Source organism: Streptomyces sp. ATLC9 (assembly GCF_057196705.1).
The window spans coordinates 1-19,495 of the sequence record NZ_JBXUOY010000037.1 but is presented as its reverse complement, the minus strand read 5'-3'; the positions used below and the strand labels follow the sequence as shown (position 1 = coordinate 19,495).

The 19,495-nt window shown below is 72.3% G+C and carries 21 protein-coding genes, 2 tRNA genes and 1 pseudogene; 13 read left to right on the top strand and 11 right to left on the bottom strand.

The window, feature by feature from the left end; genetic code table 11:
• The first annotated feature begins 81 nt into the window (after positions 1-81).
• From AC2CJA_RS06705 to AC2CJA_RS06675, 7 genes are all read left to right on the top strand, one after another.
• Positions 82-167, top strand: a tRNA-OTHER gene (locus tag AC2CJA_RS06705).
• Between the two features lie 39 nt (positions 168-206).
• Positions 207-292 (top strand) — tRNA-OTHER (locus AC2CJA_RS06700).
• A gap of 74 nt (positions 293-366) precedes the next feature.
• Positions 367-750 (top strand): cupin domain-containing protein, encoded by a 384-nt coding sequence (locus AC2CJA_RS06695; RefSeq protein WP_484601734.1) that lies wholly within the window; start codon positions 367-369, stop codon positions 748-750.
• A 44-nt stretch (positions 751-794) separates the two neighbouring features.
• Positions 795-2,072, top strand: a complete 1,278-nt coding sequence (locus AC2CJA_RS06690; protein WP_484601733.1) for an LLM class flavin-dependent oxidoreductase — start codon at positions 795-797, stop codon at positions 2,070-2,072.
• Positions 2,069-2,881: an alpha/beta fold hydrolase gene (locus AC2CJA_RS06685; protein ID WP_484601732.1), complete on the top strand. Its 813-nt coding sequence runs from the start codon at positions 2,069-2,071 to the stop codon at positions 2,879-2,881. Before AC2CJA_RS06690 ends, AC2CJA_RS06685 begins: the two co-directional genes overlap by 4 nt.
• Positions 2,878-3,690, top strand: a complete 813-nt coding sequence (locus tag AC2CJA_RS06680) for an SDR family NAD(P)-dependent oxidoreductase (RefSeq protein WP_484601731.1) — start codon at positions 2,878-2,880, stop codon at positions 3,688-3,690. The genes AC2CJA_RS06685 and AC2CJA_RS06680 overlap by 4 nt, the downstream gene beginning before the upstream one ends.
• 546 nt (positions 3,691-4,236) lie before the next feature.
• Positions 4,237-4,674: an SRPBCC family protein gene (locus AC2CJA_RS06675; RefSeq protein ID WP_484601730.1), complete on the top strand. Its 438-nt coding sequence runs from the start codon at positions 4,237-4,239 to the stop codon at positions 4,672-4,674.
• Between the two features lie 50 nt (positions 4,675-4,724).
• Here the strand turns inward: AC2CJA_RS06675 and AC2CJA_RS06670 are convergent, their stop codons facing one another.
• Positions 4,725-5,483, bottom strand: a complete 759-nt coding sequence (locus AC2CJA_RS06670; RefSeq protein WP_484601729.1) for a DeoR/GlpR family DNA-binding transcription regulator — start codon at positions 5,481-5,483, stop codon at positions 4,725-4,727.
• Between the two features lie 74 nt (positions 5,484-5,557).
• Between AC2CJA_RS06670 and AC2CJA_RS06665 the strand changes: the two genes are divergently transcribed.
• Complete coding sequence (locus tag AC2CJA_RS06665) at positions 5,558-6,787, top strand: MFS transporter (RefSeq protein ID WP_484601728.1); 1,230 nt, start codon at positions 5,558-5,560, stop codon at positions 6,785-6,787.
• Between the two features lie 68 nt (positions 6,788-6,855).
• Here the strand turns inward: AC2CJA_RS06665 and AC2CJA_RS06660 are convergent, their stop codons facing one another.
• The 8 genes from AC2CJA_RS06660 to AC2CJA_RS06625 form a co-directional block, all read right to left on the bottom strand.
• Entirely contained in the window at positions 6,856-7,200 is a 345-nt protein-coding gene (locus AC2CJA_RS06660) for a DUF3140 domain-containing protein (protein WP_241712948.1), read from the bottom strand.
• Positions 7,193-7,426, bottom strand: a complete 234-nt coding sequence (locus tag AC2CJA_RS06655; protein WP_484601727.1) for a hypervirulence associated TUDOR domain-containing protein — start codon at positions 7,424-7,426, stop codon at positions 7,193-7,195. Before AC2CJA_RS06655 ends, AC2CJA_RS06660 begins: the two co-directional genes overlap by 8 nt.
• Positions 7,427-7,547: 121 nt before the next feature.
• Complete coding sequence (locus tag AC2CJA_RS06650; protein WP_484601726.1) at positions 7,548-7,769, bottom strand: hypothetical protein; 222 nt, start codon at positions 7,767-7,769, stop codon at positions 7,548-7,550.
• 162 nt (positions 7,770-7,931) lie between these two features.
• Positions 7,932-8,462, bottom strand: a complete 531-nt coding sequence (locus AC2CJA_RS06645; RefSeq protein ID WP_484601725.1) for a 2'-5' RNA ligase family protein — start codon at positions 8,460-8,462, stop codon at positions 7,932-7,934.
• 73 nt (positions 8,463-8,535) lie between these two features.
• Positions 8,536-8,961, bottom strand: a complete 426-nt coding sequence (locus AC2CJA_RS06640; RefSeq protein ID WP_484601724.1) for a CBS domain-containing protein — start codon at positions 8,959-8,961, stop codon at positions 8,536-8,538.
• A 204-nt stretch (positions 8,962-9,165) separates the two neighbouring features.
• Positions 9,166-10,056, bottom strand: coding sequence for a universal stress protein (locus AC2CJA_RS06635; RefSeq protein ID WP_484601723.1), 891 nt, complete (start codon positions 10,054-10,056; stop codon positions 9,166-9,168).
• A gap of 109 nt (positions 10,057-10,165) precedes the next feature.
• Positions 10,166-10,390: a hypothetical protein gene (locus tag AC2CJA_RS06630; RefSeq protein ID WP_241712955.1), complete on the bottom strand. Its 225-nt coding sequence runs from the start codon at positions 10,388-10,390 to the stop codon at positions 10,166-10,168.
• A gap of 328 nt (positions 10,391-10,718) precedes the next feature.
• Complete coding sequence (locus AC2CJA_RS06625) at positions 10,719-11,738, bottom strand: aldo/keto reductase (RefSeq protein WP_484601722.1); 1,020 nt, start codon at positions 11,736-11,738, stop codon at positions 10,719-10,721.
• Between AC2CJA_RS06625 and AC2CJA_RS06620 the strand changes: the two genes are divergently transcribed.
• Positions 11,714-12,574: an SCO6745 family protein gene (locus AC2CJA_RS06620; RefSeq protein ID WP_484601721.1), complete on the top strand. Its 861-nt coding sequence runs from the start codon at positions 11,714-11,716 to the stop codon at positions 12,572-12,574. The genes AC2CJA_RS06625 and AC2CJA_RS06620 overlap by 25 nt on opposite strands.
• Before the next feature lie 5 nt (positions 12,575-12,579).
• Here AC2CJA_RS06620 and AC2CJA_RS06615 read toward each other — a convergent pair.
• Positions 12,580-13,499, bottom strand: a pseudogene (locus tag AC2CJA_RS06615) (spore photoproduct lyase family protein); the annotation flags it as partial.
• A 293-nt stretch (positions 13,500-13,792) separates the two neighbouring features.
• On the opposite strand from AC2CJA_RS06615, the gene AC2CJA_RS06610 reads away from it, so the two are divergent.
• The 4 genes from AC2CJA_RS06610 to AC2CJA_RS06595 all read left to right on the top strand — a co-directional run bounded on the left by AC2CJA_RS06610 (position 13,793) and on the right by AC2CJA_RS06595 (position 18,908).
• Positions 13,793-15,199: a family 2B encapsulin nanocompartment shell protein gene (locus tag AC2CJA_RS06610; RefSeq protein ID WP_484601720.1), complete on the top strand. Its 1,407-nt coding sequence runs from the start codon at positions 13,793-13,795 to the stop codon at positions 15,197-15,199.
• Positions 15,200-15,236: 37 nt separating this feature from the next.
• Entirely contained in the window at positions 15,237-17,564 is a 2,328-nt protein-coding gene (locus tag AC2CJA_RS06605) for a family 2 encapsulin nanocompartment cargo protein terpene cyclase (RefSeq protein ID WP_484601719.1), read from the top strand.
• A 1-nt stretch (position 17,565) separates the two neighbouring features.
• Positions 17,566-18,558, top strand: a complete 993-nt coding sequence (locus AC2CJA_RS06600; protein WP_484601718.1) for a magnesium and cobalt transport protein CorA — start codon at positions 17,566-17,568, stop codon at positions 18,556-18,558.
• A 143-nt stretch (positions 18,559-18,701) separates the two neighbouring features.
• Complete coding sequence (locus AC2CJA_RS06595; protein ID WP_484601717.1) at positions 18,702-18,908, top strand: hypothetical protein; 207 nt, start codon at positions 18,702-18,704, stop codon at positions 18,906-18,908.
• Between the two features lie 175 nt (positions 18,909-19,083).
• On the opposite strand, the gene AC2CJA_RS06590 is transcribed toward AC2CJA_RS06595, so the two are convergent.
• The coding region (locus tag AC2CJA_RS06590; protein ID WP_484601716.1) for a hypothetical protein at positions 19,084-19,495 on the bottom strand (412 nt) is incomplete at its 5' end.

Sequence of the window (19,495 nt, the reverse complement as noted above, 5' to 3'; positions counted from 1 at the left end):
GTCAGCGCCACATCAGCCGGAGCATGCCATAGTTTTCGCAGCGGAAGACGGAACACGGCGAAAGTGAACCGTCCCCGCTGAGGAGAGGTATCCGTAGTGGCCTATCGGGTCTCTGTTTCGGCAGGGAAGGGTTTCGGCTCTCGCAGGTTCGAATCCTGCCCTCTCCGCTTCGCCGGTGGGTTGTGTTCTGGTCTGCTGGTGGTTTGGGAGAGGTATCCGTAGTGGCCTATCGGGTCTCTGTTTCGGCAGGGAAGGGTTTCGGCTCTCGCAGGTTCGAATCCTGCCCTCTCCGCTTCGCCGGTGGGTCGGTTCGCCGACCCACCGGCGAACTATGTCACCGGAAATTCTGATTGCTGGAGGAAAGAGATGTCGGGAAACGAGACGCGTAAGATCGACATCACGCGGCTGTACACCGACGAGGTGGGGGAGACCCACTTCGTCGAGGAGAAGCTGGAGGTCCAGGAGGTCAACTTCGCGCCGCCGGCACCCTCCATGTTCGTCTCGCCCCCGGTCGAGGCCAAGGCGAGCGTCTACCTGCTTCTGCCCGAGGGCTATTTCGGTGACTTCCACCCCGCGCCCCGGCGCCAGATGATGACCCTGGTGAAGGGCGCGCTCGAGGTGAAGGTCAGCGACGGCGAGACCCGTCGCTTCACCCCTGGCGGAACGGTGCTGGTGGAGGACACCACGGGCAAGGGTCACGCGACCAAGAGCGTCGGAGGCGAGTCGATCGTCCTCGTGGCGCAGCTGTAGGCCCGGGCCACCGACTCCGTGAACCTGGTTCCGCTGGAGGATGAATGAAGGTCACTCTGTTCGAGCAGGCGCCCTACAGGTTCCTGCCACCGGACTTCGAGAAGCACCACGACTCCGTGTGCACGACTCCGTACGATCTCACGACCGATCAGGGCGTGTACTCGTCGATCCGAGACCACATCGACGAACTGATGACGGGTGCCAGGACGGGATTCGACGGCCTCGCGCTCACCGAGCACGCGCAGAGTTCCTACGACCTGATGCCGAATCCCAACCTGATCGCAAGCGCCCTGGCGTACGCCACGGAGGCCGAGGGGCAGGATGTGGCGATCTTCCCCATGGGCAGATCCCTGGGCAAGACGCGCGAGCCCGTGCGAGTGGCCGAAGAGTACGCGATGATCGACGTGATCAGCGGCGGTCGGCTCGTCGCCGGTTTCCCCGTCGGGCTGAGCTATGACGCCAGCATCAACAACGGAATCCCCCCGGTCGATGTCCGAGGGAGGTTCGACGAGAACCTCGAACTGGTCCTGCGGGCCTGGCGTGACCGCGAACCGTTCGCCTGGAACGGCCGGTACGGACAGTACCCGCAGGTCAATCTCTGGCCCCGCCCGCTGCAGAAGCGTCCGCCCGTGTGGATCACCGGCATCGGGAACCCCAGGACCATGCAGCTCACCCTCGAACGGGGCTTCGGCTTCAACTACTTCGGCTTCGCCGGCGCCAAGCTCACGGGGAAGCGGATATTCGACCGCTTCTGGGAGCTCTCCGACCGCCTCGGTCTGGAACGCAATCCTTACCGGGTGGGCTTCCTGCAGACGATCGCGGTCAGCGAGACGGACGCCCGCGCCGAGCAGGAGTACGCCGAGCACGTGGAGTACGCCTACCGCAAGGGGCTGGGTGCCATCCCGCCGGAGATGCTCGCCATTCCCGGCGGCGTCAACATCCACGGTGTGAAGGCGCTGCTGAAGGACCCCGCCGACTTCGGTCTCTACTACCAGATGCGCACCGCCACCTACGCGCAGCTGGCCGAGGCCGGCGTCGTCATCGCGGGCAGCCCGGCCACCGTGCGCGATCAGCTCGTCGAGTACTGCCGCACCTACGGCATCGGAAACCTGCACGCGATGCTCGGCTTCGGCTCGATGCCGAAGGAACTGGTCCGGAAGAACGTCCGGTTGTTCGCCGACGAGGTCCTGCCGCACCTGCGCGACCTGTGGCGGGACGAGGGGCACGTCCACCACTGGTGGCCCGAGCGGCTGGGCGGCACGGCCCTTCCCGAGGCCGGCCCGGACACACCGTCGACGGCAGAGAAGGCGGTTGCCTCATGACCAACGAACCCACTCAGCCCGAGGTCCGCGAGGAGACCGTCACGGTCTGGAACGGACGTCTGGACATCCGGGTGAAGATCGCGGGCAGCGGTCCCCCGCTGCTCTACCTGCATGGAGCCACCGGCCTGGTCTGGGACCCGTTCCTGGCGCACCTCGCCGGTCAGTACTCCGTCCACGCCCCGGAGTTCCCGGGGACGAGCGCCGGGGACCCCGACGCCGTGCACGTCGTCGACGACCTCTCCGACATGGTGCTCGTCCACGAGGAGGTGATCCGGCGTCTCGGCCTGGAACGGCCGGTGATCGTCGGGCACGACTTCGGAGGAATGCTCGCCGCCGAACTGGCCGCGCACTTCCCCGGCCTTCCCGGCAAGCTGGTGCTGCTCGCCCCCCTCGGGCTGTGGCGGGAGGACATGCCCGTCCTCAGCCTCATGACCGCGTCGCAGGACAAGCTTCCGGGACTGCTCTTCCACGACCCCACCGGCGAGATCGCCCAGGCGGCCCTGGCGTTCCCCGAGGACCCCGAGGCGGCCGTGGCCGCGGCCGCGGGCATGGTGTGGTCCCTCGGCAGCACCGGCAAGTTCGTCTGGCCGATCCCCGACCGCGGCCTGCGGGCCCGCCTGCACCGCGTCGCGGCCGACACGCTGGTCGTCTGGGGACGCGAGGACAGCCTCGTGCCGGTCGGTTACGCCGACGAGTTCGCCGGCCACCTCGTCCGGAGCACGGTCGCGGTCGTCGAGGACAGCGGGCACCTGCCGCAGATCGAGCAGTTCAAACAGACCGTCGCGAAGGTGGAGGAGTTCTTGCGATGAGAGGCGCGGAGGCGCCCCGCCCCTTGGCTCTGGAGGGAAGGAGAGCCCTGGTGACCGGGGCCTCGCGGGGCATCGGCCGCGCCGTCGCGATCGGCTATGCCGAGGCCGGGGCCGATGTCGCCCTGCTGGCACGGGGCATTGAGGGACTGGAGGAGGTGGCGGCCGAGATCGGGAAGCTGGGCCGGCGCACCACCGTCCTCGCCTGCGACGTGGAGGACCCCGACCAGGTCGAGCACAGCGTGGAACGGGCGACCGCTGAACTGGGCCCGCTGGACGTGGTCGTGAACAACGCGGGCGGCATCACCTGCGCCGGGCCGTTCCTGGACCTCGGCCACGATCAGTGGCAGCGGGAGATGCGACTCAACTTCGAGTCCGTCCTGCACGTGTGCCGGGCGGCCGGCCGCCGCATGGTCGAACGCGGTGAGGGCTCGGTGATCAACATCTCGTCCGTCGCGGGAAACGCCGGACTGCCGAACTACGGCCCGTACGCGGTGGCCAAGGCCGCCGTCATCGCGCTGACCCACTCCCTCGCCGCCGAGTGGGCCTCCGAGGGCGTACGCGTCAACGCGATAGCCCCCGGCTGGCTGCACACGGACCTCACGCACGACTTCGTCACCGAACCACGGCTGTCCGAGCGCTTCCTGTCGGTCGTCCCGGCCGGCAGGTTCGGAGAACCGGAGGAGGTCGTCGGTCTCGCCGTCTACCTGGCGGGCGACGAGTCCCGCTTCATGACCGGCTCGTCGGTCGTGATCGACGGCGGAATATCCTCCTTCTACGGCGGCTCCGCCCTCCTTGGGGCCTTCGGCTGAACAGCGGCCGGGTCGGCCCCCACCGCGCCCGGCGACCATGCGAGCGGGCCCCGCCCGGGGCCGCCGTCCCCACCTCCCCGGGGGCCGGTGGACCACCCCCGACGGACGTCGCCGGCCCCCGGCGGCGTCCGTCGCCGTCTGCGCGGCCCCGCCCGCTCCAGCCGGAAGGTACGGACGGCACCGGCCCGGGGACGCCGGGGACGTTCGGCCCTGCCGGGAAAACCGGCGCGGGAGGAGCCTGAAGGTGCCACGACGGCAGGAGGAAACCATGAACCGTTCGCGGATCCGTACCCTCCCGGATGTCAGGGTCGAGGGCCGGGGCGAGGTTCCCGGGTACGCGGCCGAGTACGCGCGGACCAAGGTGCTGGCGGCCCTGGGCCGGGCCGGGGAGCCGGTCCCGGACGCCAGAGTGAGGCTGAGCCAGGCCCCGGACACCACCGTGCGGCACCCGGCGCACGCCCAGGTGAACGTGGACGTCAACGGCCGTTCGGCGCGGGCCCGGCGGGTCGGCCGGACGTGCGGGTGCGCGGTGCCTACCGTCGCGGTATGCCCCTCATCCGGATCGAACGCCGCACCCACCTCCCGGCAGCGGAGGCGTGGCGCAGGCTGACCACCTGGGAGAACCACGCCCGCCACGTCCCGTTCACCGCGATCACGGTCACCACCGTGCCTCCCACGCGCGTCGGCACGCGCTTCACGGCACGCACGGGCACCGGACGGGCCGGGTTCGACGACCCCATGGAGGTCGTGCGCTGGGAGCCGCCGGCCGCCGGCCGTCCCGGCCACTGCCGGGTGGAGAAGCGGGGGAGGGTCGTGCTCGGCTGGGCCGAGGCGGAGGTGGTCCCCGCCGGCGGGGGCTCGCTGGCCGTCTGGCGCGAGGAAGTCCGGGTGCGGGGGCTGCCGCGCCTGCTGGACCCGCCGACGGCCTGGGCGGCCCGGCTGCTGTTCGGCAGGGTGGTGACGGGGCTGCTGAGGGAGCGGTGACCGCCGCGCCCCGGCCGGTTCCGCGGGCGTCCCGGCCGGGGCGGGCCGGCTCACACCTCACGCACGGTCACGCCGGCCGCGGTCAGCGCGCCGGTCTCGTCACCGGGTGCGCCCTCCTCCGTCACCACCGCGTCGAGAGCCGAGACCGGCGCGACGAAGGCGAGGGCGGTGCGGGAGAACTTGGCCGCGTCGGCGACCGCGACCACCCGGCGGGCCGAGGCGATCGCGGCGCGCTTGACGGCGGCGTCGGCCAGGTCGTACGCGGTCAGTCCGTCCGCCGCGTTCAGGCCGCAGCAGCCGATGACGGCGGTGTCGAAGCGCAGCGCGGCCAGGGACGCCTCGGCCAGCGGGCCGGTCAGCGCCAGCTCACCCGGGCGCGGCTCCCCGCCGGGCAGCAGTAGCTTCAACCGAGGGGCGCCGGTGAGGACGTTGGCGGCGTGCAGGGACAGCGGCATGACGGTCAGCCGGCGGTCGGCCAGGGCACGGGCCACCTCCAGGCAGGTCGTGCCGCTGTCGAGGACGACCGACTCGCCGTCGGTGATCAAGGAGGCCGCCTCGGCGGCGATCCGACGCTTGGCGTCCGGCCGCTCCAGCTCCCGCAGCACGAACGGCGGCTCCTCACCGCGCAGCAGCAGGCTGCTGGCCCCGCCTCGATAGCGTTCCAGGACCCCCTGGTCCGCCAGGACCTCCAGATCGCGCCGGACGGTCATCTCCGAGGCGCCGGTGAGCCCGGCCAGCTCCGCCACGCTCAACCGCCCGGCCTCGCGTACGGCCTCGGTGATCCGTCTCAGTCGTTCCGCGCTCGCCACGCCGGGAATTGAACATGGATTATGTGCGAAATTCAATCTCCCGAACAGTAATTTTGTTTGTTAAATTCTGGAACATGGAGAGAACGCTGCGGCTCGCACGGCTGGCCACCTTCGCCTACTTCGGCCTCAACGGCTTTCTGATGGGCATGTGGGTCGTCCACATCCCGGTGGTGGAGGACCGCGCGGGGATCAGCCACGCCGTCCTGGGCTGGCTGCTGCTCCTGCTCGGCGGCGGAGCCTTCGCGGGCATGCGGCTGACCGGAACGCTGGCCGATCGTTTCGGGGTCCGCGTGGTGGTGCCGGTGAGCGCGGTGCTGTGCAGCGTGTCCCTGGTGCTGCCCGGGCTGGCCGAGGAGGCCTGGACGCTGGGCGCGGCGCTGCTGGTGTTCGGCTTCGGCAACGGCTGTCTGGACGTCGCCATGAACACCCACGCCGTCCAGGTGGAGCGCGGCTACCGGCGTCCCGTCATGTCCGCCTTCCACGCGGTCTTCTCCGTCGGAGGGGTGCTTGCGGCCCTGGTCGGCGCCCGGACCCTCAGCTGGGGCTGGAACGCCGCCGCGACCCTCGCCGGGATGGGCGCGGCCGGGCTCCTGGTGGCCGTCCTGGTCGCTCCCGCACTGCTGCGCCCCGAGCCCGCCGGGCCGGGAGGCCCGGCCGCGGAGGAACGGAAGGCGTCCGCCGGGGCGCGGCGCGGAACGCCCGCACGGATCTGGGCGCTGGCCGCCCTCGCGCTGATGCTGATGCTCGCCGAGGGCGTCGCCAACGACTGGAGCGTGCTTGCCCTGCGGGATGTCCTGGGCGCGCCCGCCGCCACGGCGGCCCTCGCCTACGGGGCCTTCGCCACCGCCATGACCGTCGGACGCCTGCTCACCGACCGGGTGGCCGCGCGGTTCGGTCCGGTCGCGATCGTCCGCTACGGCGCTCTCCTGGCCTCGCTCGGCCTGTCGGCGGTGGTGGTCTCGCCCTGGGTCCCCCTGGCCCTGGCGGGCTGGACGGTCTTCGGCCTCGGGCTGTCCGGCTGCGTTCCCCAGCTCTTCAGCGCCGCGGGCCACGCCGACCCGGAAGCCGCCGGGGTCAACGTCTCACGGGTGGCGGGGCTCGGCTACCTCGGCATGCTGACCGGACCGGCCGTCATCGGGCCGCTCACCCATCTCGCACCGCTGAACGTCGCCTTCCTGCTGCCCGTGGCCCTGTGCGCCGTGGCGGCCGGGGCCGCCGGGATCCTGCGGGCCGAGCCCCGCGAAGGCGCCGGGCGAGGGGAACCCGCCGGAGAGCGGACGGAGGTCGCCGGGCCGCCCGGCTGACGGGGCTGCCGACGGCACGGGCCGCCCGGGGGAGGCGACCCGCGCCATTTCCGGCGGCGCGGCGGGCGTCAGCCGTCCTTGAGGGGGTCGTGTCCCCAGTTCATCAGGGAGTGCCGCCAGGTGGTGTCGGTGACATCGCCGGAGGGCCGCTGGGCCAGGTGCCGCTTGATGTAACCGCTGACCTTGCGCATGTGGGCCACGTCGTCGTCGCTGAGGTCGGACTTCGAGGTCCGCAGCAGTTCGACGATGCGGCGGCCCGAGGCGTGGCCCGTACTCTCGCCACCGTCCCGGTGCTGCCCGGCGGCCCTGGATTCCTCCCGCCCCAGCCAGTCCTGGAGCTGCTTGGGCGTGAGATTGACCAGTTTCCCGAACTCGGCGACGGTTTCGTCGCGGTCCGCGCGGCCCTCAGTCATCCCCGGAGCCCTTCTCGCGGAGGGCGTCAGGGCGGTGGACCGCCCGGCCGCCGGACTTCTCGCTGCGTACCTGGTACTGGGGGTCGTCGGGGGAGGCGTCCACGGTACGCCCGCCGGCCTCGGTGCGGGAGGTGATCTCCTCTTCGACCCTGCCGACGGCCTCGCCTCCGTGGCTCTTCCAGGAAACCCTGTCCCCTTTGCGGAACTTCCTGTTCTTCTTCGTCATCTTCCCCTCCTACGGGGAGCGGACGGATGAAAAGCCCGGTTCGCACCCATCGTATCGGTGCGGCGATATTGCGCCACCGCGGAGCCGGACGGCCGGTGCGCCCCGCCGAACCCCTGGGGTCTTACCGTCGGCGGGAATGCGTCCCCGGGGTGATGATCTCGTCCAGTACCTCGCGAACCACCGAGAAGACGACACGGTCGATGCCGTCCGCCGGGGGGCCGGAGCCCGCGTCCGCGCCGGGCGGGTACCCGCCCCCGGCTGTCCCGGCCTCCCGCTCGGCGGCCCAGTCGCGTGCGACCCGGATACGGCGGAGGAGTTCGTCTGCGTCCACGACATCAGTCATGGGCGGAACCTACCCGCGGACGCGGTGCGGCAGCCTTCGCCGGGTGTGTCCGTTCTGTGCCGAACCGCTCCGAGCCGACCGTCCCGGTGATCCCGGGGGCGTACGGCGGACCGGCAGGCGGCGGACCGGCAGGCGGGCGGCCGGAACCGGGCACACCCGCCCCTACGGGGCGAGGGCCTCGGTGGTCCGGGCGGCCGAGTCGTAGCTGCGGGCACCGGTCAGGCGGCCCCGCACCGGGTCCCGCAGTCCGGTGGGCAGCAGTTCCCCGTCCGTCGGGCTCCAGGCCGGGCCGCGACTGCGCCCGAGAGTGATGTGCGGGACCCACCGGCCGGGGGCGTGCAGCGGATTCATCCCACCGGTCCCGGGCGAGCCGGTCAGCGCCCGCCAGACCGCTGCGTGCAGCCGCAGCAGCTCCGGATCCGGCCGCACGGCCCAGGCGAGGACGTGCGTACGTCCGGCGAAGCGCAGCAGTCCGTCCAGGCACAGCCCCACCGGCAGGGCGCCCAGCGCCGCCGCCATGTCCTCGCGTGCCGCGCCGGGAAGCGCGTCGGCGGTGGCCAGGGTGAGGTGGGGGCGGTTGGTCGGGTGGGTGTGCGCCTCCTGGCTGGGCATTCCCGCCGCGGCCAGGTGCCGCCACGCCCGGCGCACGGCCAGGTCGGTGATGGCGTCCGGCAGCAGCTCCACGGTGCGCACATGGGCCAGCGTACGGCGCGGCCCGTCCGTTCGGTACCGGCCACCGCGGGTACCGAACCCGTGAGAGGGGCGGTCACAGCCGCTTGGCCACCACGGCCTCGACGAACCGGCCGACCTCGGCCTCGGGGAGACTGCGCGCCAGATCGGCTTCGCTGACCATGCCGACCAACCGCTTCTCCCCGTCGATGATCGGCACCCGGCGGACCTGGTGCCTCTCCATTGTGTCCAGCACCTTCTGGACATCCGTGTCGGCGGTGACCGTGAACGTCCGCCCCTGGGCCAGCTCACCGGCGGTCATCCTGCTCGGATCACCTCCCGTGGCCAGGCACTTCACCACGATGTCGCGGTCGGTGACGATCCCGTGCAGCTTGTCGTCGTCGCCGCATATCGGCAGCGCCCCCACATCGAGGTCGCGCATGCGCCGTGCCGCGGCGTCCAGCGTCTCGTGCTCCCCGACGCACTCCGCACCGGTGTGCATGATGTCCCGGGCAGTGGTCATGGCAGTCTCCTCGGATCGAGATGCGGTGAATGCGGTGGGTTCGGTGGATTCACCGGGTCCGTGGGCCCGGCCGGTCCGGCGAACGCGGTGGGACCGGCCTGCGGGAGAGGCCCCGGGCGCCTGTGGGCCCCCCGGCGCCACCGGACGCCCGGGCCGTCAGTTCATTCTGGTCCGCTCCACCCCGTCCCGCATCCGGGCGCCGCGTCAGGAGGTGCGCCCGTCCGCGGCGGGGACGGTGAAGACCGGGCAGCGGGCGTGGTGAAGCACACCCTGGCTCACCGAGCCCAGCAGCATCCCGGTGAAGCCCCCGCGCCCACGGGAGCCCACGACCAGGCCGAGGGCCTGCTCGGAGACCTCGGCCAGGGCCTGTACCGGATGCCCCCGTACGAACTCGTGGCGCAGATCCACCTCCGGATACGCGGCGGTGCGGCCCGCGACCGACTCCGACAGCAACCGACGGGCCTCCTGCTCCGCCGCCTCCTCGTCCAGGGAGCCCAGCAACGGCGGATGCCACACGTGCACGGCCCGCAGCGCCGCACCGCGCAGCGAGGCCTCCTGGAAGGCGAAGTCGACGGCCGCGGCGGAGTGCGGACTGCCGTCGACACCCACCACGAGGTACGGCGGCTGCCGGGTGACGTGCTCCGGCTCCCGCAGGACCACCACCGGGCACGGGGCGTGGGCGGTGAGCGGCAGCCCCACCGAGGCGGAGCCGAACAGCTCCTGCGCGGAGGACAGGTGCCAGGAGCCCACCACGGCCATCGCCGCGTTCCGCGTCTCCTCGCGCATCACCCAGGCGGGGTGCCCCTCCGCCAGCAGCCAGGAGACCTCCACCTGCGGCTGCCGCTTCTCGGCGAAGGCGACCGCGTCCCCGAGGACCCGCTCGCCGGCCTCGTGCAGCGCCTCGTTCCACCGCTCCCACGACGGCCGCAGCTCCGAGGACCAGTAGCCGCCGGTCGGCACGCCCTGGGCGTGCACCACGCGCAGCGGCAGTCCTCGCCGGGCGGCCTCGTCCGCGGCCCAGGCGAGGGCCGACCGCCGGGAGGGGTCGGGATCCACGCCGACCACGATCGGCCGACGTACCTGTGAACTCGTCATAGCCACCTCCGGGGCACTCTTTCGCCTCCCGCCGCCCGGCCCGTCGGCGCCCGCCGTTCGCACCCGGTGGGCGGGGCGGGGCGGGTCACGAACGGCCGGCAGGTGTCGTCTACAGGTCCTGGGCCAGGAGGATCTCGTGCGCGAGCCGGGCCCCGCGAGCCGCCTCCTCGGGCAGCCGGGTGTCCTGGGAGGGGGGCTGCTCCAACCCCCGGGAGAGCGCTCGGACGGCCTCGGCCAGTGCCTGCACCTGCGTCTCCAGCGTCCGCACCCGGGCCTCCTGCGAACTCTGCGGGGCGTGGCCCGAGGGCTGCTCGTACGGGCTGTTCGCGGTCATGTCGGCGCCTTTCGTCCGTCGGACCCCGAGAACCGCCCGGAGGCCGGTGGTCGGCGACCGCCTCCTTCGGGTCCTCCCCCTCCAGTCTGCCCCCGCCCGCGGGCGGGCGGGGGCTCCGGGCGAGCTCTGGCGCCCTGTCTGCTGTGGACGGCGTTCGCCGCCGTGCTCGACCGGAGCATCCGGCTGGCGCAGACATGCCGCGCCGGTGCGGGCGCCACCCGGCGCCCTCGCCCGGCCGCGGGCCCCGAGGCAAGTCCTGAGCAGGCCCCGGCCGTGTCGCCGTGTCCGGCGGTCCGCGGAGGAAGCCGGCGGGAGACGACCCGCACGGTCACGGAGGCGGTGTCGCCCCCTTCGCCGGCCGGCGGTTCCAGCGGTGGCCGCGCAGCTCGTCGAGCAGAGCGCGGTCCAGCCTCCGGCCGTCGGAGACGGTCAGGTTGGCGTGTACGTGCTCCGGTCCGCGCATGGTGGGGACGATGGTACTGACGGCCGGGTGGTGGAGGATGAAGCGCAGCGACAGCTCGGGCAGTGTCATGCCCTCGGGCAGCACCTTCCTCAGCCGCTCGACGCGCTCGTCCGCCGGCGCCGGTCTCCCGGGCCCGACGCCGCCCGTCCGCCGGCCGTCCTCGGGGAACACGGCGTCGCGGACGGGTTCCCCGGCCAGGCCGCCCCCGTCGAAGGGGACGCGGACGATAATGCCGATGTCGTCGAGCAGGGCGCGCTCGAACAGCTCGTCCTCGGGAGCCTGCTCGAAGATGTTGTAGGCGACCTGGACGACATCGACCAAGCCGGTGTCGATCGCTCGCAGGCAGTTCTCCGGCTCCCAGAGGCCGGCGTTGATACCGAATCCCTCGATCACGCCCTCCGCCCTGAGGTCGCGGATCACCTGCTGCCAGCGTTCGTCGTCGCTCCACCGGTCCTCCCAGACGTGGAACCGCAGCAGGTCGATGCGGTCGGTACCGAGGTTCTCCAGGCTGCGGTGGACGTACTCGCGGACGTGGTCGGGCGGGAAGACGTCGTCGAGGGCGTCGCCGGGGCGCTCCGGTGCCCGCCGGTTCCTCGTCTCCCGCGGGCGTTCGGCTGGATGCCCGAGTCGGAGCCCGGGCGGAAGGGGCCGCGGTGACCACGCAGGAGCGTAGCCACGATCATGTGGCCTGACCAGACGTCGGATCAGGCGAGTGCGGCCGCATCCTCCGGGACGGGCGACCGCGGCATCGAGTCGGGATCCCTTCCGGGAACGGCGGAACGGGGCGCCCCGGCGCCGGATGAACCGGCCGCGCGGCGGGAAGCAACCCCCGGTGACCCGCGAAGGGGAGGGAAGAGGGCATGCAGGAACCGCCGCACACCGCACGCGCACTGTGGGGCCTGCTCGAACCGGTTCACGCGGTGACCTACTTCGCGCCGGAGGCCCGGGAGGCCTTCGAGGACGCGGGGCTGCGCGGCTTCTGGCGCGGCTACTTCGCCGGACGAGCCGCGCCGCTGGGGGAGACCGGGCCGGAACCGGTCACGGCCGCGTTCTTCGGCTTCGCGCCCGGCATGGTCGCCAGGGCCCTGCCCGGCCTGTGGACGGCGGTGACGCCCGAGCACGCCCTGGAGGCGCGGAGGGACGGAGCCGGTGCGGCGCTGCGCCGCCTGCTGTCCGGGTACGGCCGGGAGGCGGAGGAGGCGGCCGGCCTCCTGCTGTCCGTGGTCCAGGACCTGGACTGCGCCGGGCGGGTGCTGGCCGCGGCCAACCGGGCGCTGCCCGTTCCGCCGGACTCGGTGGAGCGGCTGTGGCACACGGCGACCGTACTGCGCGAGCACCGCGGTGACGGCCACGTCGCCGCTCTGGTCGCCTCGGGGCTCGACGGCTGCGAGATCCTCGTCCTGCGGGCGGGCATCGACCTCCCCCGCGCGGAACTCCAGCCCTACCGGGGCTGGAGCGACGAGGCGTGGCAGGCCGCCGGACAGCGGCTGACCGCCCGCGGGCTGCTGGGCCCCGGCGGCACGGCGACCGGGGAGGGACGGCGGGTGCACCGCGCCGTCGAGGAGGCGACCGACCGCGCCGCCGCGCGTCCCTGGCAGGGGCTGGACGCGGCAGCGGTGGACCGGTTGCGCCGGCTGCTCGCCCCTCTGGCCCGTGCGAGCGCCGCGGCGCTGCGGTTCCCCAACCCGATGGGGCTTCCGGCACCGGCGGGGCATGGGTGAGGGCTGTCGGCCGTGGCCCGGGCCTTGACCGCCGGCGGCAGGACGTCGTCGAGCTCCCGCAGCAGACCGGCCCACGCCTCCTCCCAGCCCGGGCGCACGACGACCGGCGAGAGGTTGAAGTGCGCCTCGTACCCGGCCTCCGGGAAGTCACCCGCGGCGAGGATCCGCTCGGCGACCGGGCTGGTGCGGACGTCCAGCAGCCGCGAGTCCTCGGCCGGCATCAGGGAGAAGCGGATCCTGGTGCTGCCGCGCGGGTCGGACGAGAGCAGGTCGGGGTTGACGAACCTGGTCGCGAAGGACGCCTTGGCCCTCGGCCACCGCCGGAAGGCGGCGACCAGGTCGGCCGTGCTGTCGCAGACCAGCGCGTCCACCGAGCAGTCGCCGTTCTCGCCGATGTCGTACACCCACAGGTCGGGATCGCACTGGCTGGGAGCGGACCTGCGGCCCTGGGCGGCGATGTGCCGACCGAGCCGCTCGATGATCCGGCCGGTGTTGGTGAAGACCGTGATGGGGTTGGCGTAGCCCTTGCGGCGGGGGACGTAGCAGTACGCGCAGGCCATCGCGCAGCCGTTGGAGGACTCCGGAGCGATCCAGTCGGCCGGCCGGCCGTTGGGGCGGAAGGTGAGGGTCTTGCGGACCCCAGGACCAGGGTCTCGGCCTTGACCCGCACCCACCGGTCCGCGCTGCCCCGGTCACCGTGCGGTGCGGGGATCCGCCAGTGCGAGGGCACCTCGACGACACGGGCGCAGGGGAATCGGGCGATGATCTCCCGCCCGCGGGCCGACGCGGCGGCCTCCGGTTCCGCGTGGATCTCCCGCACGTCGAGCATGCGGGCGGCGGCCGGGGAGTCCCGGAACGCGGCGAACGCCGCGCGGCGGACCGTCCCCGCGGGTAGCAGGTCGTCCGGCTGACCGGGGTGGTGCATGGGGACTCCGGTCGGCTCGCGGGGAGGGATGGCGCACCACCGAGCTTGGGAGAGGGCACCGACAATGGACCGGGAAGCCAGGCCGGCGAGACGACCGGCCCGAGTTCAAGATCATTAAACATTTATTGCCCAAGAACACTCGATGGTGTGGGAAGAGCCGGACAGTCATGGCCCCCGCCCTCATGATCCACCTAGCGTGCTGATCGACCGCCGAGGGCCCGCGTCCCTACGTCTGGGAGCCGGGCCCTCGCAGTATGCGTGCCCCAGCACGCCGCCCGAAGGAGACACGCCCGATGTCGGTAGAAGCAGCCGGTGAAGCGCAGCAGGACCAGCGTCTCAGCCTCGGCACGGCCGCCGCGCGGAACCTCGCCACCACCACCAAGTCCGTCCCCCAGATGCAGGGGATCACCTCCCGCTGGCTTCTCCGGGTGCTCCCCTGGGTGCAGACCGAGGGTGGTGTCTACCGCGTCAACCGCCGTCTGACCTACACCGTCGGCGACGGCCGCGTCGAGTTCGTGAAGACCGGTTCGCGGGTCCAGGTCATCCCGCGCGAGCTGGGCGAGCTCGCGGTACTGCGCGGCTTCGAGGACGTGGGTGTGCTGACGGCCCTGGCCGACCGCTTCGTCCAGCGCGACTTCGAGGCCGGCGAGGTGCTCGCGGAGGAGGGCGGCCCGGCCGACCACATCTATCTGATCGCGCACGGCAAGGTGCAGAAGACCGGCAGCGGCCCGTACGGCGAGCCCACCCGTCTGGGTGTGCTCGGCGACGGCGACAGGTTCGGCGAGCAGAGTCTGCTCGAGGACGAGGCGGTCTGGGAGTACACCGCCAAGGCCGTCACCAGCGGTACCCTCCTCGCCCTGCGGAGGCGGGAGTTCACCTCCGTCATGGAGAGCTCACCCGCCCTGCGGGACCACGTCGCGCAGTTCGCGGCCCTCCCCCGACAGCGGCAGAACGAACGGGGCGAGGCCGAGATCGCCGTGGCGTCCGGCCACAGCGGGGAGCCCGAACTGCCCGGCACGTTCGTGGACTACGAGCTCAACCCGCGCGAGTACGAACTCAGCGTCGCCCAGACCGTGCTGCGGGTCCACAGCCGCGTGGCGGACCTCTACAACAAACCGATGAACCAGACCGAGCAGCAGCTGCGGCTCACCATCGAGGCGCTGCGCGAGCGGCAGGAGCACGAGCTGATCAACAACCCCGAGTTCGGCCTGCTGCACAACGCCGAGTACAGCCAGCGGATCCAGACCCACTCCGGGCCGCCCACCCCGGACGACCTGGACGAGCTGCTCAGCCGCCGCCGCGGCTCGAAGTTCCTCCTGGCCCACCCGCGCACCATCGCCGCCATCGGCCGCGAGATGAACGCCCGCGGTCTCTACCCCGACCACGTCGACCTGATGGGCAACCACGTTCCGGCCTGGCGGGGCGTGCCGATCCTGCCGTGCAACAAGATCCCCATCACCAGGGAGCGCACCAGCTCCGTCATCGTCATGCGTACCGGAGAGGACGACCAGGGCGTCGTCGGCCTGCACCAGACGGGGATCCCCGACGAGTACGAGCCCGGCCTGTCGGTGAGGTTCATGGGCATCGACGAGAAGGCGATCATCTCCTACCTCGTCACGGCCTACTACTCGGCCGCGGTCCTGGTGCCGGACGCGCTCGGCGTCCTGGAGAACGTCGAGATCGCCCGCGAAGGGGAGTGAGAGCGGCCCGGGACGACACGAGGAGAGTGAGGCGCGCATGCCGCGGCCCTTCGAGCTGCCGGACTTCTACGAGCCGTATCCGGCGCGGCTGAACCCCCACCTGGAGTCCGCCCGGGCCCACTCCAAGGAATGGGCCCGGCGGATGGGGATGGTCGAGGGCTCCGGGATCTGGGACGAGGACGACTACGACTCCCACGACTACGCCCTGCTGTGCTCCTACACCCACCCGGACGCGCCCGCCGAGCGGCTGGCCACGGTGACGGACTGGTACGTCTGGGTGTTCTTCTTCGACGACCACTTCCTGGAGAGCTTCAAGCGCGACCGGGACACCGCGGGGGCCCGGGAGTACCTGGAACGGCTGCGGGCCTTCATGCCGGCGGGGCCGGTCGGCGGGATGGGGAGCGCGCCGTCCGCCGTGCCGGAGAACGCGGTGGAGCGGGGGCTGGCCGATCTGTGGGGCCGTACGGTCCCGGCCATGTCGGACGGCTGGCGCCGCCGGTTCGCCGAGGCCACCCGGCACCTGCTCGAGGAGAGCATGTGGGAGCTGGCCAACATCAGCGACGGCCGGATCGCCAACCCCCTGGAGTACATCGAGATGCGCCGAAAGGTCGGTGGCGCCCCCTGGTCCGCCGGTCTGGTGGAGTTCGCCGCGGGTGCGGAGGTACCGGAGGTGATCGCGGCGAGCCGCCCGATGAGGGTGCTCAAAGACGCCTTCTCCGACGCCGTGCACCTGCGCAACGACCTCTTCTCCTACCAGCGGGAGGTCGAGGACGAGGGTGAACTCTCCAACGGGGTGCTGGTCTTCGAGACGTTCCTGGGCTGCGGGACCCAGCAGGCCGCCGACGCCGTCAACGACCTGATCACCTCCCGGCTCCACCAGTTCGAGCACACCGCCCTCACGGAACTGCCGCCGCTGTTCGCCGAACACGGTCTGGATCCCGCCTCCTGCGCCGACGCGCTCGCGTACGCCAAGGGCCTTCAGGACTGGCAGGCGGGCGGCCACGAATGGCACACGCGCTCCAGCCGTTACATGAACGACGGCCCGCCCGCTGAGCGCGTCCCTTCCGCGCCCGGCGGGGCGGGACTCCCGGCAGGGCCCACCGGCCTGGGCACCTCGGCGGCCCGCATCGTCGCCTCGGTGGCGGCCACCCTGCCGGCCAGGCTCAGAAGCCATGCGTACCCACCGTACGAGAAGGTCGGGCCGGTGCGGCTCCCGGAGCTGCGCATGCCGTACACCACCCGGCTCAGTCCTCATCTGGACGCCTCCCGGGAGAACGTCGTGAGCTGGGCGCACCGGATGGGGATGCTGGACGCCGTGCCCGGCCTCCCCTCTTCCGGTATCTGGGACGAGCACAAGCTGCGGGCCTTCGACTTCGCTCTCTGCTCGGCCGGGATCCACCCCGACGCCTCGCCCGCGCAGCTGGACCTGACCACGGGCTGGCTCACCTGGGGTACCTATGGCGACGACTACTACCCGGTCGTCTTCGGGCGCACCGGCGACATGGCGGGCGCCAGGGTGTGCACCGCGCGCCTGTCGTCCTTCATGCCGGTGGGCTCGGGCGACACCCCGGCGCCGGTGAACGCGCTGGAGCGGGGCCTGGCCGACCTGTGGGCCCGCACGACGGGCCCGATGGCCGTGGACGCGCGTCGCGCCTTCCGTGCCACCATCGAGGACATGACCGGCAGCTGGCTGTGGGAACTCGCCAACCAGGCGGCGCACCGCGTCCCGGACCCGGTCGACTACGTGGAGATGCGCCGGAAGACCTTCGGCGCGGAGTTCACGATGAGCCTCTCCCGGCTGTCCCACGGCAGGACGGTGCCGGCCGAGATCTACCGGACCCGCCCGGTACAGGCGATGGAACACGCGGCGGGCGACTACGCGGGCCTGCTCAACGACCTGTTCTCCTACCGGAAGGAGATTGAGTTCGAGGGCGAGATCCACAACTGCGTGTTCGTCGTGCGCAACTTCTTCGACTGCGGCACCACCGAGGCCCTGAGGATCGTCGGGGATCTCGCGAACTCCCGGATGCGCGAGTTCGAGCGCGTGGTCTCCGCCGAGCTGCCCCGGATGTTCGAGGAACTGGCCCTCGGAGCGGAGACCCGCGCCACACTCGTCGGCTACGCACGGGAGCTCCAGCACTGGATGGCGGGCATCCTCATCTGGCACCGGGGATGTCGCCGCTACACGGAGTCCGAGCTGCGCCGTCCGGTAGGGGGGCCGTCGGGAGTCCCTCACGGGCCCACCGGCCTGGGTACCGCGACCGCCCGTCTCATGACGGCCTTCGGGAGAGACCGTGAGGCGGTGCGGTCGCCGGGATCGTTCGGCGGCCAGGCATGGAACCGGGCAGGTGAAGCATCCGTGTGACATGGAGTGCGTGATTTACCGGGAAGAGGACGGAACGGCTCGGCGGGTCGACTGCGAGCGGCCCGCCGAGGCGGGGCGGACGGTGCTCAAGCGCCTGCGGGAGCTGGACGGGGGAGAGTTCGGCTGGGTGCGCCTGGACTCTCCCTCCGAGCGCGAGGTGGCCGAGCTGACGGCCGAGCTGGGGCTGCACCCGCTGGCCGTGGAGGACGCCGTCCACGCGCGCCAGCTTCCCAAGGGCGAGCGGTACGACGATGTGCTGGCGGTGGCGCTGAGGACGCTGTGGTACGTCGAGGAGGAGTCGGAGGTGGAGACGGGGGAGGTGATGGTCTTCCTCGGTCCCCGCTTCGTGATGACCGTCCGGCACGGGCCGGCCGACCCGGCCGCGGAGGCCGCCCGTCGGCTGGCCGCGGACCCGGCGATGCTGAGTTTCGGCCCCGCCGCGGTCCTGCACGCCGTCCTGGACGTGGTGGTGGACGCCTACAGCGACGCCGCGAGCAAGGTGCGCACCGACCTCGTCCGGCTGGAGCGCTGCGTCTTCTCCCCCACCCGGGACGACCTCACCGAGGAGATCTACTCGCTCAAGCGGGAAGTCCTGGAGTTCCGCGACGCCGTCCGACCCCTGGTCCCGGTGGTGCGGGAGTTCGCCGCCGGGCCCTGGCCGCAGTGGCCGCAGGAGGCGCTGCCGTACTTCCGTGACGTGGCCGACCACCTGCACCGCACGGACACCGAGGTCCGGTCCCTGGACGAGTTGCTCAACTCCGCGCTCGACGCCCACCTGGCCAGGGTGGGCACCTGGCAGAACGACGACATGCGCCGCATCTCGGCATGGGCGGCGATCCTCGCGATCCCCACCATGGTCGCCGGTCTGTACGGCATGAACTTCGAGCACATGCCGGAACTGGGCTGGGAGTTCGGCTATCCGCTGGCCATGGGCGCGATGGCCGCCTCCGCGGGACTGCTGTACCGGGCCTTCCGCCGCAACGGGTGGCTGTGACGGACGGCCGGGGCCGACTGCCGTGACAGGACGGCGGGCGGCACGTCCCTCGAATGTCCCGAAGGGGACCTTTAGGGGGTTTCCGCCAGGTCAGGGAGGCAACGCGGAACAGAGGCAAGTCCTTCCCGCTCAAAGGAGTCCCCGTGGCTGTCACAGCCTTCGTCATACCCCCTCTGCTGCTGTGCGTGATGCTCGCCCTCGGACGGTATGAGGAACGCATGCTGGGCGAAGCCCTTCAGGAACCCGTGGCCGAGCCGTCCCGCGAGCGCCATCTGCGGGCAGTACCGGACCTCCCGGCGCACGAGCCGGCCCGCTCCACCGTTCCCGAGGAGGACCGGCACGCCGCGTGAGCTCCGGGCACCGCAGGACCGGAGCCCTGCCCGGCCCGTCCTCCGTCCCGGTACGAGCGCCCGCCCCGGCCGCCGGGCGATCCGTACCGGAACAAGGCCGCCGCTTCACGTGAAGCGGCGGCCTTGTTCCGGTACGCGTTCCGGTACCCGGTCTCCGCCCCGGAACGGTGACGGCTCACGGCGTACCGGGTGTGACCAGAAGGAAAGGGACACGGCGAGCCCCCCAGTACAGCAGTGCCTCCCAGCCGCGCCCGGCCAGGTGTTCCGCGCACCTCCTCAGCTCCCGCTCGGCGTGGTCGCGCCCGGCGGAGGCGGCGGGGCCCCGCCACTCCACACGGGCCGAGCCCGGCTCGCCGGAGTCGAGCACCCGGTATCCCGCCCGAGTCCGGCGCCCGCTTCCGTCCACCGCCGACGGCGGTACGCCCGCGGCCTCCAGGGCGAGGGAGACCGCCCAGACCGCCCGCGTCCGCTCCCAGGGCGCCGGGGCGCCCGGACCGGGTCCGGCGCAGCCGTCCGTGACGCGGCGTATCTCCAGCACACCGGCCCAGGCGCGGGCCACCGCGGCGGCGCGCTGCCCGGGGTCCTCC

Excerpts from the sequence above, each read along its gene's own strand:
- AC2CJA_RS06680 (WP_484601731.1), top strand. The coding sequence starts at position 2,878 with ATGAGAGGCGCGGAGGCGCCCCGCCCCTTGGCTCTGGAGGGAAGGAGA.
- AC2CJA_RS06690 (WP_484601733.1), top strand. The coding sequence starts at position 795 with ATGAAGGTCACTCTGTTCGAGCAGGCGCCCTACAGGTTCCTGCCACCG.
- AC2CJA_RS06655 (WP_484601727.1), bottom strand. The coding sequence starts at position 7,426 with ATGACGAAGAAGAACAGGAAGTTCCGCAAAGGGGACAGGGTTTCCTGG.
- AC2CJA_RS06675 (WP_484601730.1), top strand. The coding sequence starts at position 4,237 with ATGCCCCTCATCCGGATCGAACGCCGCACCCACCTCCCGGCAGCGGAG.
- AC2CJA_RS06650 (WP_484601726.1), bottom strand. The coding sequence starts at position 7,769 with ATGACTGATGTCGTGGACGCAGACGAACTCCTCCGCCGTATCCGGGTC.
- AC2CJA_RS06640 (WP_484601724.1), bottom strand. The coding sequence starts at position 8,961 with ATGACCACTGCCCGGGACATCATGCACACCGGTGCGGAGTGCGTCGGG.
- AC2CJA_RS06665 (WP_484601728.1), top strand. The coding sequence starts at position 5,558 with ATGGAGAGAACGCTGCGGCTCGCACGGCTGGCCACCTTCGCCTACTTC.
- AC2CJA_RS06660 (WP_241712948.1), bottom strand. The coding sequence starts at position 7,200 with ATGACTGAGGGCCGCGCGGACCGCGACGAAACCGTCGCCGAGTTCGGG.
- AC2CJA_RS06685 (WP_484601732.1), top strand. The coding sequence starts at position 2,069 with ATGACCAACGAACCCACTCAGCCCGAGGTCCGCGAGGAGACCGTCACG.
- AC2CJA_RS06635 (WP_484601723.1), bottom strand. The coding sequence starts at position 10,056 with ATGACGAGTTCACAGGTACGTCGGCCGATCGTGGTCGGCGTGGATCCC.
- AC2CJA_RS06695 (WP_484601734.1), top strand. The coding sequence starts at position 367 with ATGTCGGGAAACGAGACGCGTAAGATCGACATCACGCGGCTGTACACC.
- AC2CJA_RS06630 (WP_241712955.1), bottom strand. The coding sequence starts at position 10,390 with ATGACCGCGAACAGCCCGTACGAGCAGCCCTCGGGCCACGCCCCGCAG.
- AC2CJA_RS06610 (WP_484601720.1), top strand. The coding sequence starts at position 13,793 with ATGTCGGTAGAAGCAGCCGGTGAAGCGCAGCAGGACCAGCGTCTCAGC.
- AC2CJA_RS06620 (WP_484601721.1), top strand. The coding sequence starts at position 11,714 with ATGCAGGAACCGCCGCACACCGCACGCGCACTGTGGGGCCTGCTCGAA.
- AC2CJA_RS06600 (WP_484601718.1), top strand. The coding sequence starts at position 17,566 with ATGGAGTGCGTGATTTACCGGGAAGAGGACGGAACGGCTCGGCGGGTC.
- AC2CJA_RS06605 (WP_484601719.1), top strand. The coding sequence starts at position 15,237 with ATGCCGCGGCCCTTCGAGCTGCCGGACTTCTACGAGCCGTATCCGGCG.